General features: G+C 43.0%; 13 protein-coding genes and 1 pseudogene. 4 read left to right on the top strand and 10 right to left on the bottom strand.

The genetic code is table 11. The annotated features are described in order from the left end of the window. Positions 1–55 precede the first annotated feature (55 nt). The 5 genes from IX91_RS18365 to IX91_RS18345 form a co-directional block, all read right to left on the bottom strand. Positions 56–259: an MbtH family protein gene (locus tag IX91_RS18365; protein ID WP_004743561.1), complete on the bottom strand. Its 204-nt coding sequence runs from the start codon at positions 257–259 to the stop codon at positions 56–58. 44 nt (positions 260–303) lie between these two features. Beyond that, complete coding sequence (locus tag IX91_RS18360; RefSeq protein WP_004749426.1) at positions 304–1,959, bottom strand: multidrug ABC transporter permease/ATP-binding protein; 1,656 nt, start codon at positions 1,957–1,959, stop codon at positions 304–306. 94 nt (positions 1,960–2,053) lie between these two features. Next, a complete protein-coding gene (gene fhuB / locus IX91_RS18355; RefSeq protein ID WP_004746972.1) occupies positions 2,054–4,030 on the bottom strand; it encodes a Fe(3+)-hydroxamate ABC transporter permease FhuB in 1,977 nt (658 codons plus the stop codon). Further along, positions 4,027–4,908, bottom strand: a complete 882-nt coding sequence (locus tag IX91_RS18350; RefSeq protein ID WP_004746970.1) for an ABC transporter substrate-binding protein — start codon at positions 4,906–4,908, stop codon at positions 4,027–4,029. The genes fhuB and IX91_RS18350 overlap by 4 nt, the downstream gene beginning before the upstream one ends. Next, complete coding sequence (locus tag IX91_RS18345) at positions 4,902–5,666, bottom strand: ABC transporter ATP-binding protein (RefSeq protein WP_004746969.1); 765 nt, start codon at positions 5,664–5,666, stop codon at positions 4,902–4,904. Before IX91_RS18345 ends, IX91_RS18350 begins: the two co-directional genes overlap by 7 nt. Positions 5,667–5,852: 186 nt before the next feature. Here IX91_RS18345 and IX91_RS18340 point away from each other — a divergent pair, with 186 nt between their 5' ends. Further along, on the top strand, positions 5,853–6,569 hold the full coding sequence (locus IX91_RS18340) for a 4'-phosphopantetheinyl transferase family protein (protein WP_236642970.1): 717 nt from the start codon (positions 5,853–5,855) through the stop codon (positions 6,567–6,569). 324 nt (positions 6,570–6,893) lie between these two features. Here the strand turns inward: IX91_RS18340 and fusA are convergent, their stop codons facing one another. Further along, entirely contained in the window at positions 6,894–8,906 is a 2,013-nt protein-coding gene (gene fusA, locus IX91_RS18335) for an elongation factor G (protein ID WP_004746967.1), read from the bottom strand. Positions 8,907–9,247: 341 nt separating this feature from the next. Continuing rightward, on the bottom strand, positions 9,248–10,024 hold the full coding sequence (locus IX91_RS18330) for a hypothetical protein (protein ID WP_004746964.1): 777 nt from the start codon (positions 10,022–10,024) through the stop codon (positions 9,248–9,250). Positions 10,025–10,434: 410 nt separating this feature from the next. Between IX91_RS18330 and IX91_RS18325 the strand changes: the two genes are divergently transcribed. Both IX91_RS18325 and IX91_RS18320 read left to right on the top strand, forming a co-directional pair. Further along, positions 10,435–10,884, top strand: coding sequence for a hypothetical protein (locus IX91_RS18325; protein ID WP_004746962.1), 450 nt, complete (start codon positions 10,435–10,437; stop codon positions 10,882–10,884). Positions 10,885–10,962: 78 nt separating this feature from the next. Further along, a complete protein-coding gene (locus IX91_RS18320) occupies positions 10,963–11,409 on the top strand; it encodes a hypothetical protein (RefSeq protein WP_004746960.1) in 447 nt (148 codons plus the stop codon). A 254-nt stretch (positions 11,410–11,663) separates the two neighbouring features. Here the strand turns inward: IX91_RS18320 and IX91_RS18315 are convergent. Next, a pseudogene (locus IX91_RS18315) lies at positions 11,664–11,864 on the bottom strand (IMP dehydrogenase); the annotation flags it as partial. 372 nt (positions 11,865–12,236) lie between these two features. On the opposite strand from IX91_RS18315, the gene IX91_RS18310 reads away from it, so the two are divergent. Next, positions 12,237–12,761, top strand: coding sequence for a hypothetical protein (locus IX91_RS18310; RefSeq protein ID WP_004746956.1), 525 nt, complete (start codon positions 12,237–12,239; stop codon positions 12,759–12,761). Positions 12,762–13,705: 944 nt separating this feature from the next. On the opposite strand, the gene IX91_RS18300 is transcribed toward IX91_RS18310, so the two are convergent. Both IX91_RS18300 and IX91_RS18295 read right to left on the bottom strand, forming a co-directional pair. After that, positions 13,706–14,749 carry a GMP reductase gene (locus tag IX91_RS18300; protein WP_004746952.1) on the bottom strand — a complete coding sequence of 348 codons (1,044 nt, stop codon included), beginning with the start codon at positions 14,747–14,749 and terminating at the stop codon, positions 13,706–13,708. 454 nt (positions 14,750–15,203) lie between these two features. Continuing rightward, the gene (locus IX91_RS18295) at positions 15,204–16,832 is read right to left on the bottom strand and encodes a methyl-accepting chemotaxis protein (RefSeq protein ID WP_004746950.1); all 1,629 of its coding nucleotides are present in this window, start codon (positions 16,830–16,832) and stop codon (positions 15,204–15,206) included. Positions 16,833–17,075: the final 243 nt, after the last annotated feature.

Here is a 17,075-nt window from a genome sequence, read left to right as displayed (position 1 = left end):
TTAAATGTCAGGTACCTAAACAGCAGGTACCAAAATTAAGCAAAAGCGAGTGCTCTTATTCAGCTAACGCTTCTCGCAGGCTTTTCGGACGCATGTCAGTCCACACTTCATTAATGTGGGCAAGGCAAGTTTCTTTGTTGCCAGTAACACCAACGGCTTTCCATCCTTTTGGAATTGGATGATAAGTAGGCCAAATGCTGTACTGTTCTTGTGGGTTGATAACGACGGTAAATTCTGTGTTTGGGCTGTCAATACTCATAATTTCCTCAACTGATTCGTTGTTTTTATTGTTTTGATATTTGTCTAAGCGACGACACTTTCTACTGCTTGTTGAGCTTGTGATTTATCCGCAGTATCAAGTTCCGTCAGCTGTCCACTATCCATTTTGAAGATGCGATCGGCCGCATCGAAATAGCGGTCGTCGTGGGTAATAGCGATAACAGTCACACCACGCTCTTTCAGCAAAGGCAATAACTGTTGGTAAAATACTTTTCTAAAGCGAGGGTCTTGATCCGCAGCCCATTCGTCTAGCAGCATGCAACCTCTTTTCTCGGCAACGGCCATTAGCAGAGCCAAGCGCTTACGCTGCCCTTGCGAGTAGCGTACATCTGACAAACGTCCATTTTCCTGCGACACTTTGTGACTCATTTCTAGACGTTCCATCCACTCGCTAATCTGGCTTTCGGGAATGTCTTGCCCTTGCCCATCCGTGATTTGATGGAACAAATGAAAGTCGCTGAACACTGAAGAGAATTGTTGACGGTAGTCAGACCAATTGTGTTTTAACATCTGCTTTCCATTGAGGAAAACCTCACCAGAATGTGGTCGATAAAGACCAGTGAGCAAACGAGCAAACGTTGATTTACCACTGCCATTACCCCCTATGATGAAGATCATCTCACCTTGGTTAACTTTGAAATTAATTGGGCCAACTTTAAAGGGTTGATCATCTCCGTCTGCGCGATACTCATACGTCACCTGCTGTAGGTCGATATTGACAAAAGCATCAAGGGTCGAGTTTGACTCAATGAGGTTTTGATTGTCGCTTAAATCTAAAGACTCAAGCTTACGCATAGAGATATTGGCGCCAATGAGCCCTGGCAGAGCACCCACCGCGGCCATTAATGGCATACGCATAAACAAAATAACTAATGCAAATGTAGACGCGACGTCAAAGCTAGCCCAACCTAACCCAAGTGCGAGATAGAAGTTCAAACCAATCAGGGCGAGAACGATAGTATTTGCCATATTGGCGGCAAAACCATTGTATATATCCGCTCTTGTCACCTCATCACGATAGCCTGCAGCGTTTGGGCTAAACTCATCTTCGAAGTACCGACGAGCTCGATTGGGGTTAAGAGATAGTTCTTTGCGCCCATCGATCAAAGCCTGATAGTCGTGGTATAGCTTATCTTCCAATTCGCGCACTTGACGAACATGGAAAGTGATACGTGTAACGAGTCCGTATCCGATAATGCCCGTCGCTCCAAGCATCAACAGACTTACGCCAAAAAGTGGTAACGATAAAAAAGCCAAATAAGATAAGGCGACCACCGTCAGTACCAATCCGTAAATCATTTCAGGAAGAGTCACAAAGGCGATGGTGATATTACGAATGTCTGTATTTAATGATGCTAAAACACCTGCGCTACCAACATCCTCAATTTGTTCGATATCGGTGTTGATCAATTGCTTCACCAACTGGCATCGCTTGTTATAAACAAATTGGTGGCCTAGCTTATGAAGTGAAACCTGAGCAACCGTTGCAGTGACGAGTAGAAGTACTAATAACCCAGCAAACTGCCAGATTGCGCTGTGCACACTCGTCGTTTGACTGAGAAGTTCATACTGTATAAATGCGATAACACCGATGCTAAGAAATGCACTGGTGATACTAAGTAAAATAACAAGCGCTAAGGCTTTATGTTGTTTATGAGCCAACTGGAAAAGTAACTTCATCCTAGTTCCATTATTAATTATTATTTTGATTATCATTATCAATAAAGAGCAAAAAGTGAGGGGAATATTGAGCATCATTTCCCCCAAATCGATTTTAGAGTCTACGAAGTCCCCACATTAGGTACATACCACCAATCAAAGATGCCACTAAGCCTGCAGGAATTTCTTGTGGATACAGCATCTGACGACCTAGCCAATCTGCCAGTAGCATTAAGCCCATACCGACAAGTGCTGAACAGATAAGATGTTCACGAGCGCGACTAAACCCGAACAAACGCGCTAAATGGGGAGCCATCAAGCCAATGAAACTCAGAGGGCCAACAACCAAAGTCGCGCTTACTGTCAATAAGGCAACAAGTAGCAATAATAAGCCTCTTGCCTGCCCCACCTTAACTCCAACAGCGCGGGAACTTGCCTCACCTAGTGGGAGAATGTCTAACCATCGAGCAGTAACAAAACTCAGTCCGACTAGAACGATAGCGGCGACAGCCAATGGAATAAGTGTTGCCTCAGTAACGTAATAGGTTGAACCAGAAAGCCACGCTAATACTTGATAGCTGCGAGGATCTCCTCCCGCAAGAACAAAGCTTTGTACGGCATTCATCAGCGCAGTAATAGCAACACCTGTCAGCAAAACACGCTCAGGTTGAAAACCAGACTTACGGTTAAGCAAAACAATTACCGACAGAGAGGCCAAAGCGCCTAACAAACCGCCTAAGTACAGCCCGATTAAGCTCACGCCAATACCAGAGAACATCGCAATGATTAACCCCAAAGCCGTACCAGAACTAATACCTATCACTTCAGGACTTGCCATTGGATTACCGCTTAACCTTTGGATTACCGTTCCCGCGCAAGCCAGCATCACCCCTGCTAGCGCTGCAGCGACTAATCTCGGCCATCGCCATTCTAATAAGTTCCACTCACCAGAGGAGACTAACCATTGCCAACCTGTACTCTGAATCGAAGTGGTACTAAAAACAAACAAAGCGATCGGCAGTAGAATCGCGACCAAGGCAATCGCATTGCGATTAAGTGATTTCACTTGCGCACTATGGCGCGTCATAACAGTTTGCGTCTGGGTTTGACTGCGCATTGATAACCTAGGCAACAGCCAAAGCAATAGAGGTGCACCAAGTGCTGCTGTGGCTGCACCAGTAGGAATAATCATTGCGGCGATGCCCGGAAGCTGCTGAATAAGTAAATCTGTTAATGTCAGTAGTAAACCACCTAGCAGCATAGAAACGATTAGTTTGGGTACTAAGCGATGGACACCGGTTGCACGAGTAATAGCCGGTGCCGCCAATCCAACAAAACCGATTACACCAACCTTTGCGACCACCCAAGAAGTGAGTAGCACAGCTAAGCCAAGACAGATTACCCGCAATTTAGCCAATGAAACGCCTAGACTCTTAGCGCCCTCTTCCGATAACTCCAATAGAGTTAACGGCTTAACGAATAAGAAAGAGATGCCGATCGCCAACGCTAATCTTGGTGCAAGGTAGGCGATATCAGCCCATCCTGTCTGCACAAGCGAGCCCGCCCCCCAAATCATTAAACCCGCTAACTGGTCTTGGTTCATCATCAGGAGAACCGTACTGACCGCTCCGAAATAGAGATTGATTACTAGGCCTGAAACAACGACGACGGTGGGCGATAAAGCACGACGCCATGATAGTGCAAACACCAAGGCCATCGTACCGACACCACCAACCAGCGCGATAAGAGACTTGGAAAAAGTCAGCAACCATGGTGCGTACAAGGTTGCCAGCATCAGCGCAAAACTTGCGCCACTCGCAACGCCTAACGTTGAAGGAGAGGCAAGTGGGTTGCGCAGTACCTGTTGCATCAAAACCCCAGCAGCGGCTAATGCAGCTCCAGAAATTAATGTAGTAAAGAATCTAGGCCACCAGGTAAGGTGAAGCTTAACGGATTCTGGAGACATCCAATCCGCTTGAAACAAACTGCTAATACCCGTAGAAAAATTACCTGATGCGTTTAATTGGAATCCAACGATTGTCAGCATAAATGCCGCAAGTATCGCAACAAGACTCAGAGATAGAATTCTCATTGTGTTACCTCTTCAGTCAATGCAGCGGTTATCAGATTGGCAAAGCGAAGCGCTGAAGGTAGACCTCCAAAGCTCCAAGTCGGCTCTACCAATAATGAAGGGTAGCCCGTTTGCTTTACCAAATATTGCCAGTATTGATCTTGTGCTAGGTGTTCTTTAACTCCTGCAGGCAACGGCTCGATAACCACAATCTGCCCTGCGATACCCTGTAACTTATCAATGCCCGTTAAATTGAAGCCCCAAGCATTGGTTTCTTTATCCCAGGCGTTTTGAATGCCAAGTTGATTCAACGCCACTTTATAAATGCTATTTTCTCCAAACACGCGTACATGTTTGGTATCCATAAACTGAACAAGTAACACCGGAGCAAGCTCAGTGGGTAGTTTACCCTTAAGTGTATTTAACTCTTGCTCACTATCAGCGATAAGCTGTTCGGCTTGGCTCTCTGCGTTCACTTCTTTTGCCATACGACGAGTAAAGTCCGTTACGGCATCCCAGTTCACCTCTCCGACCTTGTATAAACCAAGAATTTTTACTGGTGCAATGCGAGAAAGCTGCGTTTCAAGAGAAGAGAATCTTGGAGAAAGGAAAATTGTGTCTAGCTCTAATTCTGAAAGCCTTTCTAGATTAGGCTGAGTTCTCAGACCTACATCGACAGTTTCAGCAGGAATCTTAGGGCTTCTGACCCAATCGTTATAATCAGATTGCTGTGCAGACGCGACTGGCGTGATACCTAGCGCAATCATGGTTTCTGTTTGAGACCAGTCAATCGACATAACTCGTAACGGGGTATCTGAATGCTTATCTTCCGCCAATGCGGGCGTCACCACTATAGACGCCAACAGGCAAAGAGTAGTAATTGTTTTAAAACCTAGCATGGCATTGCCACCGGATAACCTGCCGCATGATCCGTTATCTGCATTTTGATTCCGTAAATATCGTGCAATTGCGGCTCGGTGAAAACTTCCGATACCGAACCTTGCGCAATCATCTTACCGCTATGCAGCGCGACAATATGATCGCAAAAGCGCGCAGCCATATTAATATCGTGAATTACGATTAACACACCTAACTCAAGCTCTGTCGCGAGCTTTTTGATCAGTTCTAGCATTTCCACTTGATGAGCGATATCGAGCGCTGACAAAGGTTCATCAAGTAGTAGGTATTGTGTCCTTTGTGCCAATAGCATGGCTAACCAAACTCGCTGCCGTTCACCGCCCGACAACGTATCCACAAGACGATCTGCATACTTGGTGGTATCGGTCATTTGCATCGCTTGTTCTATGAACTGCTTGTCTTGGCTAGATAAACGCCCAAGTAAGCCGTGCCATGGGTAGCGGCCAAAACTGACTAAATCTTTGCCCGATAGACTATCTGTTGGTGGAAGATGTTGAGGAAGATAAGCAATTTGTTGAGCGAATTTTTTATCAGACCAACGGGAGACTGATTTGCCCTGCAACACAACATCCCCATCGGTTGATTTTTGTTGTTGGGCAAGAAGTTTAAGTAGCGTCGATTTACCAGAACCATTGTGGCCGACGAGTGCATAAATTTTGCCTGGTTCAAAATTCATATCAAAATCTGACAGCAGCGCTCTGTCACCAACGCTAAATGCTAGCTTTCTAGCTTCGAGCATATCTTTTCCCTTAAACTCTCTTTTTACATAGGGTTAATCAATACAACACGATTGATTAACAAGGTGGAATTTATATAACAGTAAACGTATAAATGCAAACCATTTTCATTTGCATTTATTGGGATAGTTGTTAGGGTAATCTGCGAGTTTAAAAGAGTGAGTTAGCGTAGAATAATGGACAAACGATTGGCATCAGTAACTTTATCGAAACCATGGTTAACCAGATGTCCAAACTATTCCTTTTCCATACCTGAGCGAATAATCAATATCTGTGTTGTAAAATACTATGTCTCTCACTTTTCGTTGGATTTACAACTATCACAGTGGCTGCCGTTACAACTAAGACAAGCCAATCATAAGCGCCAAGCTGAATTCATAGCGGGTCGCGTCGCAGCTCACTATTCAATGAATGCGTTCGATCAAGACCAAAGCGTTGAAATCAATCCAGATCGTTCCCCGCTTTTCCCTAAAGCTCTGCAAGGATCAATCTCTCACAGTCGAAACCTTGCTATTGCAGCAACAATCCCAAGTGAAATGATTCCTGATACTCACTTAGGTATCGACATCCAGCACTGGTTTTCAAGTGAAGAAACAGACGACGTTGCAGGTCTTGTTTGCAAAGATGTAGAAATAGAAAGGTTGCAAGATTCTCATCTTTCCTATCAGCAAAAAGTGACCCTTCTATTTTCGGCCAAAGAAGCGCTGTATAAAGCTATCTATCCACAAGTAAAAGAAGTACTCAATTTTGATGTCGTTGAATTAGTCGATGCTAAAAATCATATCTTGTACTTTGCTTGCTCAGGTTACTTGATTGATATGGGATTCCCTCAGCAGCTTGAATGCCACTATCAACTACACAATACACATATCGTTACATTGGCCCTCAGTGGCGCATCAAACTAATACGATTCGGGGCAATTTTCAGTAGATTGTGTTTCGCCCCCTTATACATAGACCTAAATTAACTCGCTACCACCCACAATCCCGACACGATGACTGTTTGAATTCCCAAAGCCACAGACTGGTTATCAAGTTCAACTGCTTAAAAATGGGCAAATAGTCGAAACCATTATGTCAGCGGATATCGACGTACCGTGTAAATGCAAGTGCCCGCCTAAAGATGATTAAAACAGTAAAACACCAAAAAAGACTGTTAGATTAGAAAAGCATCAAAAAAGCCGCATTTGCGGCTTTTTATCTTTATAGGTGATTGTTTACCCTTATTTGCTAAGCTTCTGCACAAACCTGCTTTTGTACACTGGGTGGCGCTGGTTCGTAGTGGCTTAAGCTCATATTAAAGCTGCCTTCGCCTCCCGTTATTGAGCGTAATCGCCTTGCGTAATCTTGCAGTTCATTAATGGGGGACTTCGCTTGCAGCAAGGTATAGTTCGCGTCAATCTGCTCTGTGCCCTCAATTAAGCCGCGATTCCCCGACAAATCTCCCGAGACATCACCGACATATTGGGTTGGAATCGCCAGTTCCATCTGCACAATCGGCTCTAATACTATCGGCCCCGCTTCTTGGACTGCTTTTAAGAAGGCTTTTTTACCTGCAATCACAAAGGCGATTTCTTTCGAATCAACAGAATGGTACTTGCCGTCAAACACCGTCACCTCAATATCTTTGATCGGATTCCCTGAAATCGCACCTTCTTCTAACGCTTGCTTAATTCCCTTTTCAACGGCTGGAATAAGCGCGGTAGGAATCGCACCACCAACGACTTTGTTAATAAACTTAAAGCCTGAGCCTCGCTCAAGTGGCGCAACTTTTAGCTGTACTTCACCAAACTGCCCTGCACCGCCGCTTTGCTTTTTGTGGCGATACTGAGCTTCGGCGGGTTTAGTAATGGTTTCGTAGTACTCAACGCTAGGCTGACCGGTTTCAACTTCAAGTTTGTAGACCGATTGCATCTTCTCTAACGCCACCTTAAGGTGGAACTCCCCTTGCCCACTTATGATGGTTTCATTGGTACGCGCTCTATGTTCAATCCTCAATGAAGGATCTTCACTCGCGATCTTATTCAGCACATCGCTAAGCTTTTGTTCGTCTCCGCGTTTGATCGGCTTCAAACACAGTGAATACATCGGCTGTGGGAAATTAAGTGTTTTTAGCTCGACATCATCTTCGTCGTGTGAGTCATGCAAGATCGAGTCAAACTCTAGCTCATCCACTTTCGCTAGTACGCAAAAGTCGCCTGCTAATGCTTGGTGGATCTCAGTACGTTCTTTACCTTGCAGCTGGTATAAATGACCCACTTTAAAGGCTTTATTACTCTGCCCGACATAAAGCTGGCTGCCCGCATTGATCTCACCTTGGAAAACGCGAACGTAGGCAAGTTTGCCCATATAAGGGTCAACGCTGACCTTATAAACGTGCGCGACGGTGTGCTCTAATGTTTCGCAGTTCACTTTTACTTTGTTGCCGTTTTTCTCTAGCAAAGGTGGATTGCCTTCATTTGGCATCGGCATAATTTCAGACAGGGTTCTAAGTAGCAGATCTACTCCTGAGCCTGTCTCCGCTGAGACAAAGCAAATTGGGATGATATGCCCGGTTCTTAACGCCTCTTCAAACGGGTCATGCAGTTGTTGCGGCGTTAGCTCCGAACCTTGCTCTAAATAGAGCTCCATTAACTCTTCATCAACCTCAATCACTTGATCGATAAGTGTTTCATGAGCTGCTTCGACATCGTTGATCAGCGTTTCTACAATCATGTTTGGCTCAAAGAAACAATCAACCACCTCTTTTCCATCACTGGTAGGCAAGTTAATCGGCAAGCAGTAGTCACCAAATTTATCGCTGATTTCATCCAGTAACTGAGAGAGCTTACTCGCCGCAACATCAAGCTTATTGATGATGATCATTTGGCATTTTTTCTGCTCTTGGGCAAAAGCAAATAAACGTTGAGAGGTTTGAGTGATAGGCTGTTGAGGGTCGATGATAAGCGCTGAGGTTTCTACCGCGGGAAAAACACTTAACGCCCGACCAAGCAGTTCATTTTGCCCCGGAGTGTCAATGATGTTCAGTCGATGATTGTCATAGCGCATAGTCACAGGGGTGGCTTCGATACTGTGTTGATACTGAATCGACTGGGCATCAAAATCTGTAATGGTATCGCCTTTTTCAACCTTTCCTAGGGTTCTTGTTGCTTGACAGGTATGGAGAAGCTTTTCGATTAAAGTAGTTTTGCCAGTACCCGTTTGACCAACAAATGCGATATTTCGAATCTTATTGATAGGCATAGAGCCTCCTTGCAAAATGAGTTACGGAACGTAGTGAGCAGTAGAGCGGCGGGCTTACCGCCTACTCGTCTTCCATGTCATTTTGCGGATCACTCTCTGCATAAAGACCAACTTCAGCTTTCAATGAAGATGGTTTTAGCATGCAACAAATACCCCCTCTTTAATGTGACTTATTTCATAACCAAAGAGGTTAAGATTTGAGCTGCATCAATTGAGGGGAGATTAGCCTAGAGAACCTAACTTAAGGGCACTTTGAAAGGATACAAAAAGAGCCCCGATTGCAGCTCTTGGTGTTGCAAAGACAATTGGTCAGCTCGACCAATATTACTCTTGTGCGCTTCCTATAACGTTCTTAGCTTGTCACAGAGCGGCTCAATGAAATCTCGGTCTTTCCAATAATACTTGTGAGACAATAATGTCATCCCCGTATTGATTTCAAAGTCCGTTATATTAAGGGCATTCGTATACCCTCCCTCCATTGGCTTGAGAGGCCAACCAAGCGCATCGTCTACATCGAAGAAGTTCCACCATTCAAAATCATCACTTGGCTTTTTAATCGACTTAATGCTGTCTTGGTGTAACCCTGACACAAACAGTGGCATGTTATTACCCGTGCTAAACCAAATACGAACGCGTTTTAGCTTTTCGCGTGCCGCCTCCGCATCTTCACCACCGGGGCGAAAGATGCCTTTCTTGTTTTGAATATCCCAGACATAGTTTGAAAATACCTGATTGCCTAAAGACTGAGCCACAATGACAACAACACCACCTGAGTCAATCTCCTCTAGCAAAGTATTGAACTTGTCGTGGACACATTTGGTCACGACAGAACCGAGGCTTTCTGGTGTACTGTAATCTTGAATGTTTGCCGCGTCACTAAATGAGAACAGCATAAATTGACGGGTCTTTCGGACATCTAAATCGTGACCCGCAGTCATTCGCTTCCACATCGCTTCTTGGTTCTCTTGCATCTGAGTGTGGTAATAGACCGACTCAACGGGAATTGATTCTTTATCTACACCTAGCTCTTTCGCCACTCTAGAGATAAATTTCACGTGGTAAGTGTCTTCTTGGTTTCCCATCCCATGAAGAGTGAGTATTCCAAATTTATTAGCCATCTGACGCTCCTTATATTTTAAAGCAATCAAAGCATAGAACGACTAAAGAAAGTTGCGAGTGAGCTGCACCGCATAATCAAGATGGTTGGGTGTTAAGGGGGTTTTAGCTCATGAATGCAAAGACATACCATGGAAAAGAAATAACAACTCTACCTAAAAGTTGTGATGCTAACCCAATCTAAGGTGATTTAGTAAAAATGCCCATTCATTTAGTCACCTTTTATCTGACTTATTTGGCTCACTAGCAACAGATATTGTTAAGATAGTTATATCCTCGGCAGTGTCTGCTTTGCTCGGTTCATTCAGTAGCCTTCGCGACACGAAATTGTTCAGAAAGGCAAAAGGAAGTTGAAGAAGAGGTTAAACTTTATTTTCAGACGTCGGTCAACGAGCTATCAAAAATAATCATTATGAACATTAAACTCTCGATAAATAATATAGCCAAAGTCATGAAAACACTTGTAGGCGTTGTTTTGCTGATTATCCTGTCCATAGCTAGCTTGTATATCGGATTTAATTCTATCTCTCTACTCTCCACTGAGTTCGGTGAAGAAGTGATCTACTATAGGTTCGGATTAGCAATGATACCGTGTGGTATTGGTTTGTTGACTACTTTAATTGGAGTTATATATTTTAATCTCAAGAACAAACGACTAGATGATGTTTACGGAAATGCCCTCAGCTACACCGTTATAGGATCACTTGCTCTAGCGTTTTTGATTACATGGCTGACACCTTCAATATATGAATCTCGTCTTGAGAATGCTGGGCTTCAAGCTTGTGAGGGAATACCGGCAAGTCACCTCCCTTTATTTGCGAAAAATTTTGCTGCCAGTGCCTCACTCTGTAAAAGCAACTAACTTCGGAAAAAATGAGCAGCTCCTCAATTCAAACGTTTTTGTTAAAAATTCAATCAATGATTTGGTTATGAAACCTCTATGAATACATATTTCCTTCTTAATAAGTTTAAAAGGGTCTACAAGATTGCGGTATATACCGCTGTGATGGCTGCTCTATCATTTTCTAGTCTTTATTTGGGACTCCAGAAAGTAATGGCATTAGGTAATCCCATCAGAGAAATAGAAACATACTCTCGCTTCGATTTTGCTGCGATACCTATGGGCATAGGTTTGTTTATCGTAGTTATACTAGGGATATTTTACGTTATTACTGAAGAAAAATGGGAGGATCGTTATGGAGCAGTATTACCACTTTCTTTAGTTGGACTTTTGATAGTTACTGTTTTAGTTGCAGTAATAACCCCCTCGGTCTATGAGAAAAGATATGAGAAGGCCGGACTACAGCCATGTAAAGGGGTTCCAACAGGCTATCTACCTCTATTTGCAAAGAAGTTTGCAACAGACCCTTCCCTTTGCAATGAATAACTAGAATTGTAGTGCTCAACTAAAATTGTTCGTCAACTGAAGAAGCCAAACAAAAAATTAAAGAGCTGTTTGAGTATTCTATAGATTCTCTCTACAAGAAATATAAAAAGTAATAGATCTAATTAATCACTCATTTGAGGGATGCAGTAGACAATTACATACTAACCTGTAATTGTCGCTACTCTACGATCTCCAAGTAAAAAAAGAGCCGCAATTGCGGCTCTTATCAATTATATGTTTAGTAATCCGTAAAATTACTCTTTACCAAACACGTTGTTCTCTTGCTCTTGTACGCGGATGAAAGTTGTACGCTTCGTTAGCTATTTAAGTTTTGCTGCACCTACGTATGTACAAGTTGAACGCACACCACCAAGGATGTCTGAGATAGTGCCGTGAACGCTGCCGCGGTATAGCAATAGTACGGTTTTTCCTTCATCAGCGTAGTACTTAACCACTAACATAGCTTTTCAATGAGTGTGGCAATTTTGCTCACCACTCGATTGCTAAGTTTTTCAGCACGTTTATCCATAATTGTGATAAGCATCAGAACTAACGCTTTAAACATGAGAAACCTCCATTACTATAATTATTATCAATAAGTTAAAATCTATCTTCTCAATACCCATATTCACTTTTCTCATTATTGAAAGCTCCAACTATCTACAACAAGTGATGCGGTTTGGTATGGGTTATAGAAAAACATATTTATTCGGAGTAACATCTTTGCCGTTAGTGTTCTTGCATAAGGAGTAGGGCCGTAGCAAGGTAGGAAGTTTCTCCAGTTGGTATTATGGTTAAAATGAATGTAATTAAGGTCTAATTAAACTATGAAAAAAGTCCTATCTCTATTTCTGCTGACGTCGCTCTTTGGTTGTAGTACTACCCACTATGAAGAAAATAACAAAACTGTAGAACTTGACAGAAAGTACTTCATTGGGGAGTGGAGCTGTGCCCCGAAGTACAAAGACGACTTCGCTCTTTTTACCGATATACAAATTTATCGAAACTACCAAGAAAATGGAGTGCTACAAATAACGGCTCAGTTAACTATGCCATATGAACAGCTAGACTCTCCCCTAACGGTAACAGCTAAAAGCGAAGGTGTTTGGATGCGAGATCCTTTCATCACAGATTTAACAGAGTTCCACCACAAATTTGCGGTTGAGACAAATAAAGAAACCTTCAGAAAAAAACTTACGCGGTTGCTAGAGAATGAAAGCACTCTAGAAGAAATGATTAATATAACTGTCGAACCACATAGTAGTAATTCAATGACACTAAGGTTACCTGGAACTCACCTTAAATGTGATAAAACTATACCTTCTGCTCTAGTCCATAAAGAAACAACTTAAGCTGTCTTAAACAATCGCCGAGCCTAAGTTCGGCGTTTTTTCTAACTAAGCTTCATTGCATTATTTGAATACAACTAACTTAACCTAACCTTGCAGTTGGTTTTCTCAAACCCTATAAACGTAGTTGAATAAGTCAAATTTGCAGAGAGTGGCTTACCCTTTTTTACAAGATGGTTATAGAAGCCACGGCACTTCACTCTTCTACCATTATCTTCAACAATGACATATGAACCTTGACCTCCTCTTCCTATGATCGCCAGCCCTGATGAAAGTACAGGTAAGTCATTAACTATTAGAACATTTCGCTCAAAATACTTATCTGTCATCGAGAACACGAAGACAAGTATCATCCAAGAAAAAAAGGCGACATTTGTTGCTGATAGCTTCTGGTACCATCTGATTTTTAAGGGTTTATAGAACTTAAAATTGCTTATCTCTGTTTTTAGCTTACTATTCTTTTTGAATTGTTTGGGTAGTACTTGTAAAAGTAAGCAAACCACAAGACCAGTAACAACCATGAGAACAGCAGAATATATATAGTTATGTGTTATCCCAAAATTGTAATCTGCAAGGAGTAAACAAAATACGACAAAGACTACACAGTTCACCAAAATTGAAACTACCAATCTAAATCTCCCCGTATCTTAATTGTCAGTCATGCTATCAAACTATTGAATACCTAGTCTCAAGACATTCGATAAACCGATGCACAACGCAAACTTTTAAATGGTAACTTCAACAATACACACTTAAATAGCTGCCCCTAACACCCACATCTAAATTCACCACAGTCCCTTGTCAACCTTGGCTTTTCCTATGGTTATACGCCTCCTGAGCAATAGGTATGCTTAACTAACTTGTAGTTGCCACAAAAGATTTTCAGGCAAAAAAAGAGCCGCTAAAAGCGACTCTTAATATTTCGTATTTTCCGAAGAGTTATCAAATTACTCTTTACCGAAAACGTTGTTCTCTTGCTCTTGTACGCGGATGAAAGTCGTACGCTTCGTTAGCTCTTTAAGCTTTGCTGCGCCTACGTATGTACAAGTTGAGCGAACGCCACCTAGGATGTCTGAGATAGTTCCGTGAACGCTGCCGCGGTATGGCAATAGAACAGTTTTACCTTCTGCAGCGCGGTACTTCGCTACACCACCAGAGTGCTTGTCCATCGCCGACTGAGAAGACATGCCGTAGAACTTCATGAAAGTTTTGCCATCTTGCTCGATTACTTCGCCGCCTGACTCTTCGTGGCCTGCAAGCATACCGCCTAGCATAACGAAGTCAGCGCCGCCGCCGAAGGCTTTTGCTACGTCGCCCGCACATGAACAACCACCGTCACCGATGATCATGCCGCCAAGGCCGTGCGCGGCGTCACCACATTCGATGATTGCTGAAAGCTGAGGGTAACCAACACCTGTCTTAACGCGAGTTGTACATACAGAACCTGGGCCGATACCCACTTTCACGATGTCTGCACCCGCTAGGATAAGCTCTTCACACATATCGCCAGTTACAACGTTACCCGCAGAGATAACTTTGTTAGGGAATGCGGCACGTACCTTCTCTACGTACTCTACTAAGTGCTCAGAGTAACCGTTCGCGATATCAATACAGATGAAGATAAGTTCTTCAGATAGTGCCATGATTTCTTTCGTTTTTTCGAAATCAGCATCTGAAGTACCCGTAGAAACAAACACGTTGTTGAGTGTTTTTTGATCCGCTGATTTCACGAAGTCAGCCCATTGCTCTACGGTGTAATGTTTGTGAATTGCAGTCATCACGCCATGTTCCGCTAGAGCCTTAGCCATTTCGAAGCTACCGACTGAATCCATGTTTGCTGCAATTACTGGTGTGCCAGACCATTGACGACCACTATGCTTGAATGTAAAATCGCGGGTTAATTCAACTTGAGAACGACTTTTAAGAGTAGAACGCTTCGGGCGGAATAGTACATCTTTAAAGCCTAACTTAAGTTCTTGTTCGATACGCATGATAAATTTTCCTATAAGCAAATTTACGTGTCGTGCGTTTTCGGTAAACGTTGGCAGACGCTTTACTGAGTTTCGGACACAAAAAAACCGGAGCGTTGGCAGACGCTCCGGTTTTCAGCATTATAGGTCGTGATTTATTTCCCGCAAGACTGATATTTCCAATTTTTTTGTGATACAGTTCGGTTAAGTTGCATACCTAAGTAACTCCTTTCTCAGCAATTATTCGTTCTTCTCCCTTAAAAACAATCACTTAACCCGAAGCTTGCTAACCGTTTGCGCAATCCTTTTCGTCTTCAAGCTGTCCAACTTCTGATCGATTGGCTAATTCACCCACCTATAATCACCTTTGAACTCTCATTTTTGCTCTTTATAAGCACAGAAACTTTCAAAAAATTTTACGCAAATACAAAAAAAGCAGCCGAAAATGGCTGCTTCTTACAGATAAAGCTTTTGCTTATAGCTTAAAGAATGAAAGCTGGGCTTTCTGTTTTTCTGCTAATGTAGACAGCTCGTTACTCGCACTTGCACTTTGACAAATGCCAGATACGTTTTGATTAACCAGCTCAGACATGTTCACGACGTTACGGTTAATGTCTTGCGTTACCTGAGATTGCTGCTCTGCTGCGGTTGCTACTTGGGTATTAGCATCATTGATATTCGTTACAGACTCTGTAATACCCTGTAGCGCGCTGTTAGCTTGCAATGATAACTCATTGTTTTTCTCTAGCATTTCAAGGCTAAGCTGCATGCTATCGTTAGCAAGACCAGACTGCTTCTGTAGCTCTTCAATGATAGCTTGGATCTCGCCCGTTGATTCTTGAGTTCTTGCGGCCAGCATTCGAACTTCATCCGCAACCACTGCAAAACCACGACCAGATTCGCCCGCACGTGCTGCTTCAATGGCTGCGTTTAGTGCTAGAAGGTTAGTCTGCTCAGAGACACCGCGAATCACTTCAATCACATCATTGATTTGTTCAGACTGCTCTTTAAGAGTTAGAACAACTTGCGCAGCTTCGTTTAGTGCATTACCCATTTGAGCACTTGCTTGACTGCTCTCTTCAAAGATATCCAAGCCAGATTTAGCCAATTGATCGGCTTCACGTGCTGTTGAATCTGCCATCTGAGCGTTATCACTTACGTTATCTGCGGTGCTAGAAAGCTCATTGACAGCAGATGCGACTTGCTCAATCTCAGCCAGTTCTTGCTGGGCATTGGCTTGAGCCTGCGTCATCACTGCAGCTAACTCAGTAGAAGCGGAAGCGACTTCCTCACTGATACGGCTTAACTCTTCTACCGTGCTGTGAAGTTGCTCAGCGGTTTGGTTCACATCAGTACTCAGTTGAGAGACTTCATTATCACCATCGACCTCAGCACGAACAGAAAGATCACCATGTGCTAGCTTACGCATCACTTTCTGCAGTTGAAGGATTGGTTTTACAATCATGCCTGAAAGTACCCAAGCGACAGCTAAAGAGGCAACAAGAACAGTAAGTACCATGTACATTGCCATGTTTTTAACTTTTGTATTCTGCTCAGCGCTATGTTCCATGGCATCGGTCGCGAACTCATTAACTTGTGCAGACAAGGTATTGATGGCACCGACCATTTGATTGCCAGAGTCACGATATTTTGCGATAAAGCTATTGTACTCTTGCAGGCTCACTTGGCCGCTGTCTCTCTGTGAAAACAGTTCTACTGCACGATGAGAGTATTGTACGTAATCTTCAATAGCGCGGCGCACCACTCGCACTTCATCTCTGAATGTGTCGCGATTCGCCATCAAGTCGAGATCTTTTTGAATCTCTTTTAAGCCTGTTTTAAGTTCATTTAAAAACACTTGGCGGCGAGAATCATCGTAGATGGCATACACCGCACTAATACGTAACGGATAAACCTGATCATCAATTTTTGCCAAGGTGTCTTTGTAATACACTAGAGAATCTGTGTTAGAGCTGATAATTTCTTGCTCTGCCTCTAGATTACTTTTGGTGATCCACAATGCGATAAATAGCGCGAACGTTGTGAAGATAACAGGTACCAATACCTGTGTTCGAATAGACAAATTTTTAAGGGACAATTGCATTATTTTTCTCATTCAAGTCGTTGGACTCATCCTTGAAGTGGGAAGATTCCCATAGATAAAGTGCGCGAACTCTAGCATAGAGCGTGATCAAAGTCACATTTGAATTCTGCTTAGTTCGCGCTGATCTATCTCGTAAGTATCTGTTTTACAACAGACACTTATTTTCCATATGCAATTGATTTATAAATTAACTGAATAGCAACCTCTTTGATATAGAACCAAAAAGGCCAAGCTAATGCTTGG

It is taken from the genome of Vibrio tubiashii ATCC 19109, from assembly GCF_000772105.1.
Classification (GTDB): domain Bacteria; phylum Pseudomonadota; class Gammaproteobacteria; order Enterobacterales; family Vibrionaceae; genus Vibrio; species Vibrio tubiashii.
This window is presented reverse-complemented; position numbering and strand designations above follow the sequence as displayed.

Coding starts and splice junctions, on each gene's coding strand:
- IX91_RS18310 (WP_004746956.1), top strand. CDS start 12,237: ATGAAAAAAGTCCTATCTCTATTTCTGCTGACGTCGCTCTTTGGTTGT.
- IX91_RS18300 (WP_004746952.1), bottom strand. CDS start 14,749: ATGCGTATCGAACAAGAACTTAAGTTAGGCTTTAAAGATGTACTATTC.
- IX91_RS18350 (WP_004746970.1), bottom strand. CDS start 4,908: ATGCTAGGTTTTAAAACAATTACTACTCTTTGCCTGTTGGCGTCTATA.
- fusA (WP_004746967.1), bottom strand. CDS start 8,906: ATGCCTATCAATAAGATTCGAAATATCGCATTTGTTGGTCAAACGGGT.
- IX91_RS18360 (WP_004749426.1), bottom strand. CDS start 1,959: ATGAAGTTACTTTTCCAGTTGGCTCATAAACAACATAAAGCCTTAGCG.
- IX91_RS18325 (WP_004746962.1), top strand. CDS start 10,435: ATGAACATTAAACTCTCGATAAATAATATAGCCAAAGTCATGAAAACA.
- fhuB (WP_004746972.1), bottom strand. CDS start 4,030: ATGAGAATTCTATCTCTGAGTCTTGTTGCGATACTTGCGGCATTTATG.
- IX91_RS18295 (WP_004746950.1), bottom strand. CDS start 16,832: ATGCAATTGTCCCTTAAAAATTTGTCTATTCGAACACAGGTATTGGTA.
- IX91_RS18330 (WP_004746964.1), bottom strand. CDS start 10,024: ATGGCTAATAAATTTGGAATACTCACTCTTCATGGGATGGGAAACCAA.
- IX91_RS18345 (WP_004746969.1), bottom strand. CDS start 5,666: ATGCTCGAAGCTAGAAAGCTAGCATTTAGCGTTGGTGACAGAGCGCTG.
- IX91_RS18365 (WP_004743561.1), bottom strand. CDS start 259: ATGAGTATTGACAGCCCAAACACAGAATTTACCGTCGTTATCAACCCA.
- IX91_RS18320 (WP_004746960.1), top strand. CDS start 10,963: ATGAATACATATTTCCTTCTTAATAAGTTTAAAAGGGTCTACAAGATT.